General features: G+C 65.1%; 12 protein-coding genes. 10 read left to right on the top strand and 2 right to left on the bottom strand.

Annotation, left to right across the window (positions count from 1 at the left end; translation table 11 throughout):
• Nucleotides 1–100 precede the first annotated feature (100 nt).
• The gene (gene zwf, locus PMI38_RS01915; RefSeq protein ID WP_008089961.1) at nt 101–1606 is read right to left on the bottom strand and encodes a glucose-6-phosphate dehydrogenase; all 1506 of its coding nucleotides are present in this window, start codon (nt 1604–1606) and stop codon (nt 101–103) included.
• Nucleotides 1603–2586 carry a phosphogluconate dehydrogenase (NAD(+)-dependent, decarboxylating) gene (gene gnd / locus PMI38_RS01910; protein ID WP_008089958.1) on the bottom strand — a complete coding sequence of 328 codons (984 nt, stop codon included), beginning with the start codon at nt 2584–2586 and terminating at the stop codon, nt 1603–1605. The genes zwf and gnd overlap by 4 nt, the downstream gene beginning before the upstream one ends.
• A gap of 203 nt (nt 2587–2789) precedes the next feature.
• Here gnd and PMI38_RS27215 point away from each other — a divergent pair, with 203 nt between their 5' ends.
• From PMI38_RS27215 to PMI38_RS01865, 10 genes are all read left to right on the top strand, one after another.
• A complete protein-coding gene (locus PMI38_RS27215; RefSeq protein WP_008089955.1) occupies nt 2790–2957 on the top strand; it encodes a DUF6026 family protein in 168 nt (55 codons plus the stop codon).
• A gap of 169 nt (nt 2958–3126) precedes the next feature.
• Complete coding sequence (locus PMI38_RS01905; RefSeq protein WP_008089953.1) at nt 3127–3585, top strand: DUF4440 domain-containing protein; 459 nt, start codon at nt 3127–3129, stop codon at nt 3583–3585.
• Nucleotides 3586–4076: 491 nt separating this feature from the next.
• Nucleotides 4077–5636: a glycogen synthase GlgA gene (gene glgA / locus PMI38_RS01900; RefSeq protein WP_008089951.1), complete on the top strand. Its 1560-nt coding sequence runs from the start codon at nt 4077–4079 to the stop codon at nt 5634–5636.
• A gap of 13 nt (nt 5637–5649) precedes the next feature.
• A complete protein-coding gene (gene treZ, locus PMI38_RS01895) occupies nt 5650–7392 on the top strand; it encodes a malto-oligosyltrehalose trehalohydrolase (RefSeq protein WP_008089949.1) in 1743 nt (580 codons plus the stop codon).
• The gene (gene malQ / locus PMI38_RS01890) at nt 7389–9458 is read left to right on the top strand and encodes a 4-alpha-glucanotransferase (RefSeq protein WP_008089946.1); all 2070 of its coding nucleotides are present in this window, start codon (nt 7389–7391) and stop codon (nt 9456–9458) included. The genes treZ and malQ overlap by 4 nt, the downstream gene beginning before the upstream one ends.
• Nucleotides 9455–12229 carry a malto-oligosyltrehalose synthase gene (locus PMI38_RS01885; RefSeq protein ID WP_008089944.1) on the top strand — a complete coding sequence of 925 codons (2775 nt, stop codon included), beginning with the start codon at nt 9455–9457 and terminating at the stop codon, nt 12227–12229. The genes malQ and PMI38_RS01885 overlap by 4 nt, the downstream gene beginning before the upstream one ends.
• A 14-nt stretch (nt 12230–12243) precedes the next feature.
• Nucleotides 12244–12528, top strand: coding sequence for a DUF2934 domain-containing protein (locus tag PMI38_RS01880; RefSeq protein WP_043272789.1), 285 nt, complete (start codon nt 12244–12246; stop codon nt 12526–12528).
• 155 nt (nt 12529–12683) lie between these two features.
• Entirely contained in the window at nt 12684–14837 is a 2154-nt protein-coding gene (gene glgX, locus PMI38_RS01875; protein WP_008089940.1) for a glycogen debranching protein GlgX, read from the top strand.
• Nucleotides 14838–14948: 111 nt separating this feature from the next.
• Nucleotides 14949–15743 carry an endonuclease/exonuclease/phosphatase family protein gene (locus tag PMI38_RS01870; RefSeq protein ID WP_008089938.1) on the top strand — a complete coding sequence of 265 codons (795 nt, stop codon included), beginning with the start codon at nt 14949–14951 and terminating at the stop codon, nt 15741–15743.
• 317 nt (nt 15744–16060) lie between these two features.
• Nucleotides 16061–17137, top strand: coding sequence for an autotransporter domain-containing protein (locus PMI38_RS01865; RefSeq protein WP_008089937.1), 1077 nt, complete (start codon nt 16061–16063; stop codon nt 17135–17137).
• Nucleotides 17138–17154: the final 17 nt, after the last annotated feature.

Genomic DNA, 17154 nt, shown 5'->3' with positions numbered 1-17154 from the left:
CGCTCCCACAGGTTCACCACCAGCCTCGAACCTTGAATTGATCCTGTGGGAGCGGGCTTGTCCCGCGAAGAGGCCGGCACAGTTGACACAAAACGATCAGTCACCCCAGCTTGTGCCATTCACGCTTGTCACGGGCCAGCAGTTCATCACCGGCCTCTGGCCCATCCTCACCCGCCGGGTATTCATGCACCTCGCCCTCCTGCGCCCAGGCATCCAGAAACGGCTGCACCGCGCGCCAGCCGTTCTCGATGTTGTCGGCCCGCTGGAACAAGGTCTGGTCACCCGTCAGGCAGTCATAGATCAAGGTCTCGTAGCCGGTCGCCGGGGTCATCTTGAAGAAGTCCTTGTAGGCAAAACCAAGCTGGACATTCTCCATCACCAGCTCAGGCCCGGGCCGCTTGGCCTGCAGGTCGAACGTCATGCCCTCGTTGGGCTGGATCTGAATCTTCAGGTAGTTGGGCTTGGGCCGCTCCAGCTCCGACTCGCGAAACTGCGCATAAGGCGCCGGCTTGAAACAGATGGCGATCTCGGTGTCACGCACGCTCATGCGCTTGCCGGTGCGCAGGTAGAACGGCACCCCGGCCCAGCGCCAGTTGTCGATCATCACCTTCAGGGCAACGTAGGTTTCGGTCTGGCTGTCGGCCGCAACCCGGTCTTCCTGCCGATAACCCGGCAGCTGTTTGCGGCCCTGCTTGCCCGCCGTGTACTGGCCACGTACCGAATTCTTCAGGGCCATCTTCGCCGTCCAGGGGCGAATGGCACCGATGACCTTGGCCTTTTCCCCACGCACGGGGTCGGCGCCAAACGCCGCGGGCGGCTCCATGGCAACCATGGCCAGCAGCTGGAACAGGTGATTGGGCACCATGTCACGCAAGGCACCGGTGTTGTCGTAGAACGCGCCGCGGGTCTCGACGCCCACGGTTTCGGCAGCAGTGATCTGCACATGGTCGATGTAATGGTTGTTCCAGAACGATTCGAACAGGCCGTTGGAAAAACGGCTGACCAGGATGTTCTGTACCGTTTCCTTGCCCAGGTAATGGTCGATGCGGTAGATCTGCCGCTCGCTCATCACCTTCAACAGGCAGGCATTGAGGGCCTCGGCGCTGGCCAGGTCGGTGCCGAACGGTTTTTCCACCACCACCCGGCGAAAACCGCCGCCCGACTCGTCGAGCAATCCGGCTTCGCCCAAACGCTGGGCCACTTCGGGGAAGAAGCGTGGCGAAGTGGCCAGGTAGAACACGGCGTTGCCATGGCTTGTCTTGTCGATGCGCTTGGCCAGGGCCGCATAGGTAGCAGGGTCGAGGAAGTCGCCGGTCTGGTAGTCCAGACGCTTGGCCAGGCGTGCCCAGCGTTTTTCGTCCAGGCATTTATTGGCGCCCTCGCCGCCTTTGTCGCGCTCGCGCATGAACCCGTGCAGGCGCTCGGCGAATGCCTCGGCCGTGGCGGCGTTGTGGTCGACGCCGACGATGCGCAGGTTGCGGTCGAGCAAACCGTCACGGTCCAGGTTGTACAGCGCGGGCATCAGCAAGCGCTTGACCAGGTCGCCATTGGCGCCGAACAGGAACAAGGTGCAGGGAGGAGCCGCGGGAATCGTCTGTTTTGTCATGCGTCTTTCTTCTCGACGTGGCCACCGAAGCCCAGGCGCATGGCCGAGAGGATCTTGTCGCCATACGTGCCCTGCTGCTGGCGCGAACGGAAGCGGGCGAACAGCGCGCTGGACAACACCGGTACCGGCACGGCTTGTTCCACGGCGGCGTCGATGGTCCAACGGCCTTCGCCACTGTCGGACACCGAGCCGCTGAATTGCGCCAGCTGCGGGTCGGCTACCAGGGCATCGGCGGTGAGGTCGAGCAACCATGAAGTGACCACGCTGCCGCGACGCCACACTTCCGCGATCTCGGCCACATCCAGGTCGAAGCGCTGGTCCTCGGGCAATTGCGCGCCGCCTTTGCTGCGCAGCAGGTCGAAGCCCTCGGCGTAGGCCTGCATCAGGCCGTATTCGATTCCGTTGTGAACCATCTTCACGTAATGCCCGGCGCCTGGCGGGCCGGCATGAATATAGCCATGCTCGGCGCGCTGGTGCTCACCTTGGCGGCCGTGGGTGCGTGGGATGTCGCCCACCCCCGGTGCCAGGGCCTTGAACAGCGGTTCCAGGCGTTCGAACACGTCCTTCTCGCCGCCGATCATCATGCAGTAGCCACGCTCAAGGCCCCAGACGCCACCCGAAGTGCCGACATCCAGGTAGTGCAATCCGCGCTTGGCCAGTTCGCTGGCGCGGCGCATGTCGTCCTTGTAGAAGGTGTTGCCGCCGTCGATGATCGCATCGCCCGGCTCCAGCAGCTCGGCCAGTTGCGCGATGGTCTGCTCGGTGGGCTCGCCTGCCGGCAACATCACCCACACCGCGCGCGGTGCCTTGAGCTTCTGCACCAGCGCGCCCAGGTCGTGGGCGCCTTGGGCGCCCTCTCCTTCCAGCCCTTTGATAGCGTCACGGTTGCGGTCATTGACCACCGTGCGGTGACCGGCGCGCATCAGGCGCCTTGCGATATTGCCGCCCATGCGGCCCAGCCCGACGATTCCCAGTTGCATGAGCCGATGCTCCCCTGTGGAAATGAATGACAACGCAGTTCAGCTTCACAGATTAGTCCAGCCCGCAGCGTGAGGGTTCAGCGACGAGCGGCGAGACAACGCCAAACAAAAAAGTTCCCATGGACGGCGAAAGAATTCAGAATGCGCCCCGCATGAAGCGACTACGCTTTTACTGTCACCAGCCAAAACCGCGAGGTGTGCTTATGGGTACCTTGATGCCTGCCACTCCAACCCAGACCCTCTATGTCTCCGTGCGCCGTGATGAGCTGCGTAAACTGAAGGACGAACGTGACCAGCTGCGCCAGCAGGTCGCTCAGTTGCACATGCTGTTGGAACAGTCGCGTTCCGGCGACAAATCCGTGAACCTTTGACCCCTTCCTCCCGTGGGAGCTGCATTGCTCCCACCCTGTCAGCTTCCGATCCAGGCGCAGAAGAATCGCCACTTGACCCAAGGTATCTCCGATAGCTGAGCCGCAGGGCACTTTCTAAAGTGGCCCGCGTCAAGGGCCCTGCCAGGTGCCCGCGTGCAACGGAGCTACCATGAAAGTCGCGAAATACTGCTTGCCCATCGCCTTGTCAGCCGTCACTACGCTGCCCATTCAGGCTGCAGCCCAAAGCTGCCAGAGCGTCACCGAAGAACACGCCCTCGCGCTCTTCGAAAGATGGAACGACAGCCTCATCAGCGGTGACCCGGAACAGGTTGCCCTGCTTTACCAGAACGACGCCCTGCTGCTGCCCACTGTGTCGAGTCAACCGCGCCTGACCCCGCAAGAGCGCATCGACTACTTCCGGCATTTTCTGGCCGACAAACCCAGCGGCAAGCTCGACAGCCATCACTTTCAGAGTGCCTGCAACACGGCGACCCTCGCGGGCCTCTATACCTTCGATTTTGCCGCCAGCGGCAAGCAGGTCGCTGCGCGTTACAGCTTCACTTACCGCTGGGATGGACAGCAGTGGCTGATCAGCCACCATCACTCTTCGCTACTGCCCTCGGGCTGAACTTCACGCTGCGGGGCGCATGCCCCGCTTCGGTGCAAAACTGCTCCCTGCCCGCTGCAAAATCATGCACGCCCTCCCTTCAAAATCGCTTGGCAAATCCTCTTTTCACATCGAGTGACAAACGCCAACGTTTGCGTCTAGCGCGCCACATAACGAAAGTGACCAGCGGGTCACCTTTTTATCTCCTTCTCTCCTACACTCAGTTTCGGCCCGCCATTTGCTCAGGGAAGAAGCGACAGAAAGAAAGTCGAACTTTTGCAAAAGGTGGCAGGTCAGCAACATAAGTAGGTCATGGCAAAGGGGCCTCCCTCGCCAGCATCGACCCACCCCACCCAGTTCAATCGCCTTCGGCCGGAATGCCGATTGCGCTGTGCCTGTGCGCACGACCCTGGGGCAAGGACCGCACTACCAAGATACGAACCAGAGATCACCAAGACGAAATAAGAGAACGGGTGCCAACACCCGGCCACAACATAGGGACGGAGAGAAGTATGATCAGTGCCGCTGTCGAACCTCACGTAGAGTCATTCAACCCGGAAAACCGCGAGCCGCTCACCCCGGACTTCGCCACGACAGCCAAGGCACCTGGCGCCCAGCGCCAGCACAATCCCAACAAGCGCAAGATCCTGTTCGTCACCTCGGAAATCGCCGACCTGGTCAAGACCGGCGGCCTGGGCGACGTGTCCGCGGCGCTGCCACGGGCACTGGCACACCTGCATGATGTCCGGGTCCTGATCCCCGGCTACCGCCAGGTAATGGAAAGCGACAACCCCATCCATATCGTCGGCGAGCTGGGTGGCCACGCGGCCCTGCCGCCGTGCAAGATCGGCCGCATGGACCTGGCCGACGGCCTGGTCATCTACGTGCTGATCTGCCCCGAGCTGTACCAGCGCGACGGCACACCCTATGGTGCCAACAACGGTCGCGACTGGCCCGACAACCACATCCGTTTCGCCCGCCTGGGCCTGGCCGCCGCCGAGATTGCTGCGGGTGAAGGCAAGATCCACTGGAAGCCCGAAGTGGTGCATGCCCATGACTGGCCTGCCGGCCTGGCCCCGGCCTACATGCACTGGCGCGGGTTGAACACACCGACCCTGTTCACCATTCACAACCTGGCCTACCAGGGCGTGTACAGCCGTGCCTGCAGCCCGGAGCTGGCGATCCCGGACCATGCCATGCAACAGGAAGGCATGGAGTTCTACGGCAAGCTGTCGTTCCTCAAGGCCGGCCTTGCCTACTCCAGCCACATCACCACGGTCAGCGCCACCTACGCCCGTGAGATCACCACCCCGGAATTCGGCTGCGGCCTGCATGGCTTCCTCGCCAGCAAGGCCCAGCAAGGCCTGCTCGGCGGCATTCCCAACGGCATCGACGAAAGCTGGGACTCGGCCACCGACAAGCACCTGCAGCACAACTTCAGCATCAACGACTGGGACGGCAAGGCGCGCAATACCGAAGAAGTGCGCCGCCTGTTCGAGCTGGAACCCTCTACCGGGCCGCTGTTCGCCGTGGTCTCGCGCCTGGTCTATCAGAAAGGCCTGGACCTGACCCTGGGCGTGGCCGACTACATCGTCGAACAGGGCGGCCAGATCGCCATTATCGGGCGCGGCGAGCCGGAAGAAGAACAGGCCATGCGCGAGCTGGCAGTGCGCCATCCGGGCCGCATCGGTGTACGCATCGGCTTCAATGAAACCGACGCCCGACGCATATTCGCCGGCAGCGATTTCTTGCTCATGCCTTCGCGCTACGAGCCCTGCGGCCTGAGCCAGATGTACGCGCAGCGTTTCGGTTCGTTGCCGGTGGCACGCAACACCGGCGGCCTTGCCGACACCATCGAGAATGGCGTCACCGGTTTCCTGTTCGATGAGTCGACCGTGGAAAGCTACCGCGAGGCGCTGAGCCGCGCCTTCTATGTCTACGGCAAGAAGAACCTGCTCAATGCCATGCGCTGCCTGTCCATGACCCAGCCGTTCAACTGGTGCCAGGCGGTGGAACCCTATGCCCGCCTCTACGAGGACCTGGTCAAGCAGACACAGTTCAGCCACTACTGAGCGAGGGTCGAAGATGCACAGGCATGGCGCACACCTATTGGACGCCACGTCGGCGCGTTTCGCCCTGTGGGCGCCCGATGCGCGCAGCGTGAGCTTGGAACTGGAGCAGCAGCCGGCCATCGCGCTGCTGCCCGATGATGATGGCTGGTTCACGGGGGTAGCCCCGTGCCAGGCCGGAGACCGTTACCACTACCGCATCGACGGCCAACTGCAGGTGGCCGACCCGGCGTCGCGCTACCAGCCTGAAGGTGTACAGGGCCCGAGCCAGCTGGTCGACACCCAGGCCTATGCCTGGCAACACCCCTGGCAAGGGCGCCCGTGGCACGAAGCGGTGATCCAGGAGCTGCACGTCGGTGTGCTCGATGGCTACGACGGGGTTGCCCGCCATCTGCCGCGCCTGGCCGAGCTGGGCATCAGCGCCATCGAGCTGATGCCCCTCGGGCAGTTCCCCGGCGAGCGCAACTGGGGATACGACGGCGTGCTGCCCTATGCACCGCAGCACAGTTACGGCAGCCCCGAGCAACTGTGCGCGCTGGTCGACCGCGCCCACGGCCAGGGGCTGATGGTGCTGGTGGACGTGGTCTACAACCATTTCGGCCCCGACGGCAATTACCTGCACCAGTACGCCAGCCCGTTCTTTCGCGAGGACCGGCAGACGCCCTGGGGCGTCGCCATCGATTTTCGCCGCCCCCAGGTGCGCGAGTACTTCATTCAGAACGCCCTGATGTGGCTGTGCGAATACCGCTGCGACGGTCTTCGCCTGGACGCGGTGCACGCCATCGACCAGCCCGACTTTCTCGTCGAGCTGGCCCAGCGGGTGCGCGCCGCCGTGGAACCCGGCCGACACGTCTGGCTGGTGCTGGAGAACGAGCACAACCAGGCCGCGTTGCTCGAACAGGGCTTCGATGCCCAGTGGAACGATGACGGCCACAATGCCCTGCATGTACTGCTGACCGGCGAAACCGAAGGCTACTACGCCGACTACCAGCAACGGCCCATCGACCAGTTGGCCCGCTGCCTGGCCGAAGGCTTCGTGTTCCAGGGCCAGGCCAACCGCCACGGCACGCCACGCGGCGAACCCAGCGGCCACCTCGCGCCCAGTTCATTCGTGTTGTTCCTGCAGAACCACGACCAGATCGGCAACCGCGCCCTGGGTGAGCGCCTCACGCGCCTGTGCCCTCCACCGGCCCTGCGGGCCGCGACCGGGCTGTTGCTGCTGGCACCGATGATCCCGCTGCTGTTCATGGGCGACGACGACGGCAGTTGCCGGCCGTTCCTGTTCTTCACCGACTTCCACGACGAACTGGCCGATGCCGTGCGCGAAGGCCGCCGCGGCGAGTTCGCCCACTTCAATGCCTTCACCGACCCCGCACAGCGCGAGCGCATTCCCGACCCCAATGCCGAACAGACCTTCGAAGCCTCACGGCCACAGCGCCAGGAAGTCATCGCCGGCTGGCATGGCTTGTACCAACAGCTGCTCGCGCTGCGCCAGCGCCACGTCATCCCGCACCTGCCCGGCTGCCGCGCGCTGGGCACCGAGGTGCTGGGCGACAAGGCCTTGACCGCACGCTGGCGCCTGGGCGATGGCAATACCTTGCGCATCGACCTGAACCTGGCAGCCACGCCGCAGGCGGTCGCCTTGCCCGCCGCCGAAAACCGCCTGTTCGACAGCAGCGACACCCAGCACCCCGACACCACGCTGTCTGCCTACAGCTGCGTGGTCAGCCTGCTTGCACCTGGCCAGGAGAGCCCATGAGCGAAACCGTCCTGCACCGCCTGGCCGCCCGTGTCGGCCTGGCCCGCGACTGGATCGACGCCAACAACCGCCCGCAGCAGGTGACCGATGAGGTGCTGCGCAAGGTCCTCGAAGGCCTCGGCCACCCGGCCGCCGACGACAGCGCCATCCGCAGCAGCCTGCAAGCGGTGGAAACCGCCGAGGACCGCCAGCACCTGCCGCCACTGCTGACCGCCGATGTTGGCCAACCGCTCGCGCTGGCCCACTACTTCAAGCCCGCCAGCGCTGCACAGTGCACGCTGGAGGATGGCAGCCAGCGCAGCGTCGCCCTCGACGCCCAGGCGCGCCTGCCGGGCGAGCTGCCCATCGGCTACCACCAGGTCGCAATCGACGGTCGCAGCTTCACCCTGGCCGTGGCGCCGCCGCGCTGCCATGGCCTGCAAGACGCCGTGCAGCCGCCACCGCCGCGCTGCTGGGGCCTTGCCGTGCAGCTGTACAGCCTGCGCCGCACGGGCGACGGCGGTTTCGGCGACTGCCTGGCGCTGGAGCAACTGGCCCGCAGCGCCGCCGAGCGCGGGGCCGATGCCTTGGCCATCAGCCCGATCCATGCCCTGTCGGCGGTCGATCAGTTGCACTACAGCCCCTATTCACCGTCCAGCCGCCTGCTGCTCAACACCCTCTATGCCAGCCCCGCGGCCATTCTCGGCGAGCGTGCCGTGCGCATGGCCATCGAGGCCTGCGGCCTGGAAGAAACCCTCGAAGACCTGGAACAGCGCCCGCTGGTGGACTGGCCACGGGCTGCCAACGCCCGGCTCCACCTGCTCGAAGCGCTGTACCAGGACTTCAGCCAGGGCGAGCACCCGTTGCGCAACGATTTCGACAGCTTCCGCGAGGCGGCAGGCCAGGCGCTGGAGCACCACTGCCGTTTCGAAGTGCTGCAGGCGCAAGCCGTCGACCATGGCCTGGGCGGCGACTGGCGCAACTGGCCCAGCGCCTGGCACGACCCTTACCACCCCGAAGTCGAAGCCTTCGCCGACGCCTACCCGGCCAAGGTCGAGTTCCACGCCTTTTGCCAATGGCTGACCGAACGCAGCCTGCAACGCGCCCAGGAGGCCGCGCGCAGCAATGGCATGGCGGTCGGCCTGATCGCCGACCTGGCGGTGGGCGCCGACGGTGCCGGCAGCCAGGCCTGGAGCCGCCAGGACGAGTTGCTGGCCAACCTCAAGGTCGGCGCGCCACCCGACATCCTCAACCGCGCCGGGCAGGACTGGGGCATCTGCGCGTTCTCCCCCGAAGGCCTCAAGCGCAATGGCTACCGCGCCTTCATCGAAATGCTGCGGGCTAACCTGGCGCACGCGGGCGGCCTGCGCATCGACCATGTGATGGGCCTGCGCCGGCTGTGGCTGATCCCGCGTGGCTGCAAGCCGAGCGAAGGCGCCTACCTCCACTATCCGCTGCAAGACCTGCTGCGCCTGCTGGCCCTGGAGTCGGTGCGCCACCAGGCGATCATCCTCGGCGAAGACCTTGGCACGGTGCCCGAAGGCCTGCGCGAACAGCTAGCCGAAAAAGCAGTATTGGGCATGCGTGTGCTGCCCTTCGAACAGACCCAGCCCGGGCACTTCAAGCCGATCCTCGACTGGCCGGACAACGCCCTGGCCACCACCGGCACCCACGACCTGGCACCGCTGGCCGGCTGGCTGCAGAGTCGCGACATCGACTGGAGCCAGCGCCTGCACCTGATCGACGCCACCCGCGAGCTGCACTGGCGGCACGAACGGCAGAAGGAGCGAGACGGCCTGCGCCGTACCCTGGAAGCCAACTACGGCCCGCAGGCGGACAACGATGCCTTGATCGATGCCGCCATCCGCTACGTCGGCCATACCCGCGCACCGTTGGTGCTGATTCCGCTGGAAGACCTGCTCGGCAGCGATGAGCAACCCAACCTGCCGGGAACCACCCAAGGCCACCCCAACTGGCGTCGGCGTTTCGCCGCGCCGGTGGCTGAACTGCTCGATGACGAAGACGCCGCACGCCGCCTGGAGCTGCTGGCCCAAGCCCGCGAACAAGCCTGGGAGCGTGACCGATGAAGCCATTGACCGCGACCGTGCGCCTGCAACTGCACAGCGACTTCACCCTCGACCATGCCGTGCCGCTGGTGCCCTACTTCGCTCAGCTGGGCATCAGCCATGTGTACGCCTCGCCGATCCTCAAGGCGCGCGCCGGCTCGCGCCACGGCTACGATGTCGTCGACCCGACCCAGGTCAACCCGGAGCTCGGTGGCGAGGCCGCGCTGGAGCGCCTCGTAGCCGCCTTGCGCCAGCACGGCATGGGGCTGATCCTCGACACCGTGTCCAATCACATGGCCGTGGGCGGCGCCGACAACCCGTGGTGGCAGAGCCTGCTGGCCTGGGGCCGGCGCAGCCCGTATGCCGAATTCTTCGATATCCAGTGGCATTCCAGCGACCCCTTGCTGGCTGGCCAGCTGTTGCTGCCGTTTCTCGCCAGCGAATATGGCCTGGCGCTCAAAAACGGTGAGATCCCGCTGCAGTTCGATGCCCAGCATGGCGTGCTGCAGATCGCCCATTTCGACCACCGCTTCCCGATCTGCCCGGTCGACTACGGCTGGATACTGTCCCTGAGCCCGGAACCTGCCCTGCAGGCGCTGGCTGCGCATTTCACCGCCCTGCACGAGGACGCCGCGCCCCTGGCCACCGCCCAGCGCTTGCATGCCGAGCTGGCACGCCTGGTGGCCGAAGGCGCCGACCTGCAGTCCGCCCTGATGGCCCTCGACAGCCGCAGCGAAGACGGCTTCAAGCGCCTGCACCTGCTGCTGGAGCGCCAGAGCTACCGCCTGGCCAGCTGGCGCACGGCCGCCGACGACATCAACTGGAGGCGATTTTTCGACATCAACGAACTGGGCGGCTTGCGGGTAGAGCGCGCAGTGGTGTTCGAGGCGACCCACGCCAAGCTGTTCGAGCTGATCGAGCGTGGCCTGGTGGACGGCTTGCGCATCGACCATATCGACGGTTTGGCCGACCCGCGCGGGTACTGCCGCAAGCTGCGCCGGCGCGTGACCGCGCTGCTCGCCAGGCGGCCGCTGTCGGCGGCTGCGGAGCACTTCCCGATCTACGTGGAAAAGATTCTGGGTAGCGACGAACACCTGCACCGCGACTGGCTCACCGACGGCACCACCGGTTACGAATTCATGAACCAGGTGTCGCTGCTGCAGCACGACCCTGCCGGCGAAGCGCCACTGACCGAGCTCTGGACCACCGTCAGCGAACGCCCCGACTTTGCCGAAGAAGTCCGTCAGGCCCGCCACCTGGTGCTCAACGCCAGCCTGGCCGGCGACTGCGAATCGGTGGCCCTGGCGCTGCTGCAGGTGGCCCGCGATGACCTGATGACCCGCGACCTGACCCTTGGCGCCATCCGCCGCGCGCTGCAGGCACTGGTCGCGCATTACCCGGTGTACCGTACCTACTTCAATGCCTGCGGCCGCCCGGCCGAGGACGAGAAATTCTTCCAGCAGGCGCTGGCCAACGCCCGCCACGACCTGGCCGAAGCCGACTGGCCGTTGCTCGATCAACTGGCCCAGTGGCTGGGCGGCCAGCCCTGGCGCCAACTGCCCCCCGGCCGGCCACGCAAGCACCTGCGCCATGCCTGCGTGCGCTTCCAGCAGCTGACCGCGCCCAGTGCGGCCAAGGCGGTGGAAGACACCGCCTTCTACCGCTCGGCGCGGCTGCTGTCGCGCAACGACGTCGGCTTCGAGGCCGAGCGCTTCAGTGCCGGCCCCGAGTACTTCCACAACGAAGCCCAGCGCCGTCTGCGCGACTTCCCCGACAGCTTGCTGGCCACCGCCACCCACGACCACAAGCGCGGCGAAGACACCCGTGCGCGCCTGGCGGTCTTGAGCGAACGGGGCCCGTGGCTGGCCAGCCGGGTGGAGCACTGGCGCGAGCTGGCGGCCCCGCTGCGCGAGCAGCTGGACGATGGCCCGGCGCCGAGCCCGGGCGATGAATTGATGTTGCTGCAAACCCTGCTCGGCAGTTGGCCGCTGACACTGGACCTGCACGACGACAACGCGGTGCGCCGCTATGCCGAACGCATCCGCCAGTGGCAGCAGAAGGCGCTGCGCGAGGCCAAGTTGCGCAGCAGCTGGAACGCCCCGAACGAAGCCTATGAGGCCGCTTGCGCGGCTTATGTCGATGGCCTGCTGCTTGATCGCGAGAACCAGCAGTTGCGCCAGTCGCTGGCCGATGCCGCGCAACTGATCGCCTGTCCCGGTGCGCTCAATGGTCTGGTCCAGGCCCTGCTGCGCATGACCGTGCCGGGCGTGCCCGACCTTTACCAGGGCAATGAATACTGGGATTTCAGCCTGGTCGACCCGGACAACCGCCGCGCCGTGGACTACGCTGCCAGGCGTCGCACCCTGGACGACGCCACCGCGCCTGCCGAGCTGCTTGCGCACTGGCGTGACGGTCGCATCAAGCAGGCCCTGGTAGCCCGAGTGCTGGATTGCCGCCTGGCCCACGCCGAGCTGTTCCGTCGCGGTGCCTACCTGCCTCTGACCGTGCAGGGCCGGCATGCCGACAAGGTGCTGGCGTTCGCCCGTCTGGGTGAAGGCCAGCGCGCCATCATCGTCGCCCCACGCCTGGCCAGCGGCCTGTTGGGCGGCGCCACGACACCGTTGATCCCGGCGCAGAACTGGGACGACACCCGGGTGATCTTGCCGTTTGCCTTGTCGCCTGCCAATTCGACGGGACTTTTCTCCAATGCCGCGGTCAGCCCTTCAAAGGAGCTGATGTTGCGCGCGGTGCTGGCGGAGTTTCCGGTCAATTTGTTGATACAACAATCTTGAGCATCAGGAGCGTCATGATGAGTGTCGAAGAAAAACGTATTCGCGAATTCGCCTACCAGATCTGGGAATCGGAAGGTAAGCCCGCCGGCCAGGAAGAGCGCCACTGGGACATGGCGCGCAAGCTGGCCGAGGCCGAGGCGCTGGCGCCCAAGGTGGCGCCGCGCAAGAAGGCAGCGGCCAAACCCAAGGAGGCGGCAGCGAGCAAGGCGCCTGCCGAGCCGAAAGTGGCCGCCTTGCCTGGGGTCAAACCGGCAGCGGCGAAGAAGCCCAGGGCGGTGAAGAAACCCACTGGCGGCTGAGCCTGTCCCGGCCTCTTCGCGGGACAAGCCCGCTCCCACAGGGTCCCCCTCACATCGGAGGGCAGCGCTGCACCTGTGGGAGCGGGCTTGCCCCGCGAAGAGGCCCGCTATGACACCCCGCAAGTCCCCTTCCCCCCGGCCAATCGAGGACTGCCATGAGCCCCCGCACCCCGAAGAAAACCCGCTCCGTCGCCCCGTCGCGCATCCGTGAAGGCATGCCCTTCCCGCTCGGTGCCACCTGGGACGGCCTGGGTGTCAACTTCGCCCTGTTCTCGGCCAACGCCACCAAGGTTGAACTGTGCCTGTTCGACGCCAGCGGCGAGCAGGAAATCGAACGCATCGAGCTGCCCGAATACACCGACGAGATCTACCACGGCTACTTGCCCGACGCCCATCCCGGGCTGATCTACGGCTACCGTGTGCACGGCCCCTACGAGCCGCAGAACGGCCACCGCTTCAACCCCAACAAACTGCTGATCGACCCCTACGCCAAGCAGCTGGTCGGCAGCCTGAAATGGTCCGAGGCGCTGTTCGGCTACACCATCGGCCACCCCGACGGCGACCTGTCGTTCGATGAACGCGACAGCGCACCCTTCGTACCCAAATGCAAAGTGATCGACCCGGCCTTCACCTGGGGCCGCGACCAACGCGTGCTGGTCCCGTGGGAGCGCACGATCCTCTACGAGGCCCACGCGCGCGGCATCAGCATGCGCCACCCCGCGGTGCCCGAAGAACTTCGCGGCACCTTCGCCGGCTTGGCCAACGATGAGCTGCTCAAGCACATCAAGGACCTTGGCGTATCGAGCATCGAGCTGCTGCCGATCCACGCCTTCGTCAACGACCAGCACCTGCTGGACAAGGGCCTGAACAACTACTGGGGCTACAACAGCATCGCCTTCTTCGCGCCCCACCCGCGCTACCTGGCCAGCGGCAAGATCGCCGAGTTCAAGGAGATGGTCGCGCACCTGCACGACGCAGGCCTGGAGGTGATTCTCGATGTGGTCTACAACCACACCGCCGAAGGCAACGAGCGCGGCCCGACCTTGTCGATGCGCGGTATCGACAATGCCTCCTACTACCGGCTCAAGCCCGACGACAAACGCTACTACATCAACGATTCCGGTACCGGCAACACCCTCGACCTCAGCCACCCGTGCGTCCTGCAGCTGGTCACCGACTCGCTGCGCTACTGGGCCGGCGAAATGCACGTGGATGGCTTTCGCTTCGACCTGGCGACCATCCTCGGTCGCTACCACGACGGCTACAGCGAACGCCACGGCTTCCTCGTGGCCTGCCGCCAGGACCCGATGCTCAGCCAGGTCAAACTCATTGCCGAGCCTTGGGACTGCGGCCCGGGCGGCTACCAGGTGGGCAACTTCGCGCCGGGCTGGGCGGAATGGAACGATCGCTTTCGCGACACCGTACGCGCCTTCTGGAAAGGCGATGAAGGCCAGCTGGCCGACTTTGCCTCGCGCATGACCGCCTCGGGCGACATGTTCAACAACCGTGGCCGGCGGCCCTATGCCTCGGTCAACTTCGTCACCGCCCACGATGGCTTCACCCTGCGCGACCTGGTGTCGTACAACAGCAAGCACAACGAGGACAACGACGAGAACAACCAGGACGGCACCGACAACAATCTGTCGTGGAACTGCGGCGTCGAAGGCCCCACCGACGACCCCGAGATCAATGCCCTGCGCATGCGCCAGATGCGCAACTACTTCGCGACCTTGCTGCTGGCCCAGGGCACGCCGATGATCGTCGCCGGCGATGAGTTCAGCCGTACCCAGCACGGCAACAACAATGCCTACTGCCAGGACAGCGAGATCGGCTGGATCAACTGGGACCTGGATGAAGACGGTAAAGCGCTGCTGGCGTTCGTCAAACGCCTGACCCGCCTGCGCCTGGCCTATCCGGTGCTGCGTCGCTCGCGCTTTCTGGTGGGCGACTACAACGAGGCCATCGGGGTCAAGGATGTGACCTGGCTGGCGCCCGATGGCAGCGAGATGACCGTGGAGCAGTGGGAAGACCCCCATGGGCGTTGCCTGGGCATGCTGATCGATGGGCGCGCGCAGGTCAGTGGGATTGCCCGGCCGGGCTCGGAGGCGACCATGCTGCTGATCGTCAACGCGCACCATGATGTGGTGCCCTTCCAGTTGCCGACGGTGCCGGAAGGTGACTACTGGAGCTGCCTGGTCGACACCGACCGTCCAGAGATGCGCAAGCCGCAGCATTTGCAGTTCGACACCACCTTCGAGGTCAAGGGGCGCTCGTTTCTGCTGATGGTGTTGCAGCGCGAGGAAGACTGAACCTGGGGTGCCTTCGCCTGTCCCAAGCTTATCTGTGGCCTGTACCGGCCCTATCGCCGGCAAGCCGGCGATAGGGCCGGTACAGACGACATCCTCATCCAAGGAGCCACCGTGAACCCCGAAGCCGGCCGTCCAGGTTTCGCCCGTGTCAACCAGGCCCCGGCCGTGCACCGGCTGCGGGTACTAACGGTCAATACGCACAAGGGCTTCACGGCCTTCAACCGACGCTTCATCCTGCCCGAACTGCGCGAAGCGGTGCGCAGCACCCAGGCCGATATCGTGTTTCTCCAGGAAGTGCTCGGCAGCCACGACCGGCATGCCGCCCGCTACCCCGGCTGGCCGCAGACCTCGCAATACGAGTTTCTCGCCGACAGCATGTGGAGCGACTTCGCCTACGGGCGCAATGCGGTCTACCCCGACGGCCATCACGGCAACGCGCTGCTGTCGAAGTACCCGATCATCGAGCACCGCAACCTCGACGTGTCGATCACCGGCCCCGAGCGGCGCGGCCTGTTGCACTGCATTCTCGACGTGCCTGGCCAGCGCCCGGTGCATGCCATCTGCGTGCACCTGTCGTTGCTGGAAAGCCACCGGCAACAACAATTGCAGCTGCTGCGCCAACTGCTCGATGCACTGCCAGTCGACGACCCGGTGATCATCGCTGGTGACTTCAACGACTGGAAGCTGCGCGGCAACCGTACCCTGCGCCTGCAACGCGACCTGCACGAGGCGTTCGAACGCCACCACGGATTGCTCGCGCGCACGTATCCGGCGCGCCTGCCATTACTGGCCCTGGACCGTATCTACCTGCGCAATGCCGATAGCCATGCGCCCAGGATTCTGGGGCACAAACCTTGGACCCACCTCTCCGATCATCTGCCATTGGCCGTGGAAGTCAGGCTGTAGCAATGATTCGGCATAGCCACACAGCGGCAAATAACGATCCCCACTATCCACCCCACCTTTACAAGTGAAATCAAGGTGTTGCCCCCTTACAGAGGGGGTGTCCGATTTTTTAACACATTCTTGACGCAACCCCCCGTCTCACCTTAGCTGAACTATTACCTAGTCGTAGAAAACTCGTGCCGGGCCTTTAGCTCGCGCCTTCGTGCGCGCTTGCAAAAGCTGGCGTGACGGTTTGGGTCGCTCTGATTTTGCCGTACAGCTCGTGACAACCGACCAGGGCTTTGGGCTGTACAACAAGAAAACAGAGGAGATCCGCCATGAAAAGCACTTCGATTCCGTTGCGCTTCGATCGTATTTTCTACGCGGTTTCCACGTCGATGCTTCTGGCAACCCCGGTGGAAACCTTCGCCTTCGACCTGCAGGACGACCCCATGTCCTCCGGTTTCCTGCAACAACCGGCCGTGCCCCAGCTATCGCTCGACCCGGTCACCGTAAGCGGCCTGAGCCAGGGCACGCTGAACGCGTTCACCGACAGGATGAGCGAGCGCCATGGCCAGGCGGTGCCTGACCTGATAGCCAGCCAGTGGACCCAGTTCTTCCCGGCCACCCCGCGGCCCGGGGCCCAGCCGCCCGAGCAGTTGGAAGCGCCCAGCCAGCAACTGACGATCGGCCCGGACCTGTTCGTGCGTGAAACCACTGACGGCAATGTGCATCGTGCGGGCATCTTCGTGGGTCACAACAACCTGCAAAGCAGCTTCAGCGGGATGCGTCCCTTGCTGGGCGACAAGCAACGCAATGCGGTCAATCTCAGCGGCGAGAGCCTGGGCGTGTACTGGAGCATGACCCATGAGCAAGGCTGGCACCTGGATGCCGTGGCCATGGGCTCGCGTATCGATGTCATGGGCCGTGGCGACAGCGGCCAGCGGCTGAACGACAGCGGCCATGCCATGACCTTTTCCGTGGAGGGCGGCTACCCGATTCGCCTGGGGGGCACCTGGGTGATCGAGCCGCAGGCGCAGTTGATCAACCAGCGCTTCTTCCCGGGTAACCAGGTGCAGGAAGAAACCTTGCAGGCATTCGACAGCCAGCCCTCCTGGAGCGGCCGGGTCGGCGCCAAGTTGTCCGGGAGCTACGACCTGCGCGGCATGCCGATCGAGCCCTATGTGCGCACCAACGTCTGGTATGACTTCAGCGATGCCGACGAGGTCAAGCTGGACCAGGTCGACAAGATCTCCAGCTCGCGCTATTCGACCACGGTGGAACTGGGCTTGGGGCTGGTGGCGCGGGTGACGCCGGCGGTGGCGCTGTTTGTCAGTGCCGATTACAGCAGTGATGTGGATGGCAATGATTTGAATGGGCTGATCGGGAGCCTGGGGGTGCGGATGCGGTGGTAGGCAGGACTGGCCTCTTC

The sequence above is a fragment of the Pseudomonas sp. GM84 genome, from assembly GCF_000282535.1.
Classification (GTDB): Bacteria; Pseudomonadota; Gammaproteobacteria; order Pseudomonadales; family Pseudomonadaceae; genus Aquipseudomonas.
Note: the sequence above shows the minus strand (reverse complement) of the source record. Positions and strands in the feature narration are given on the sequence as shown.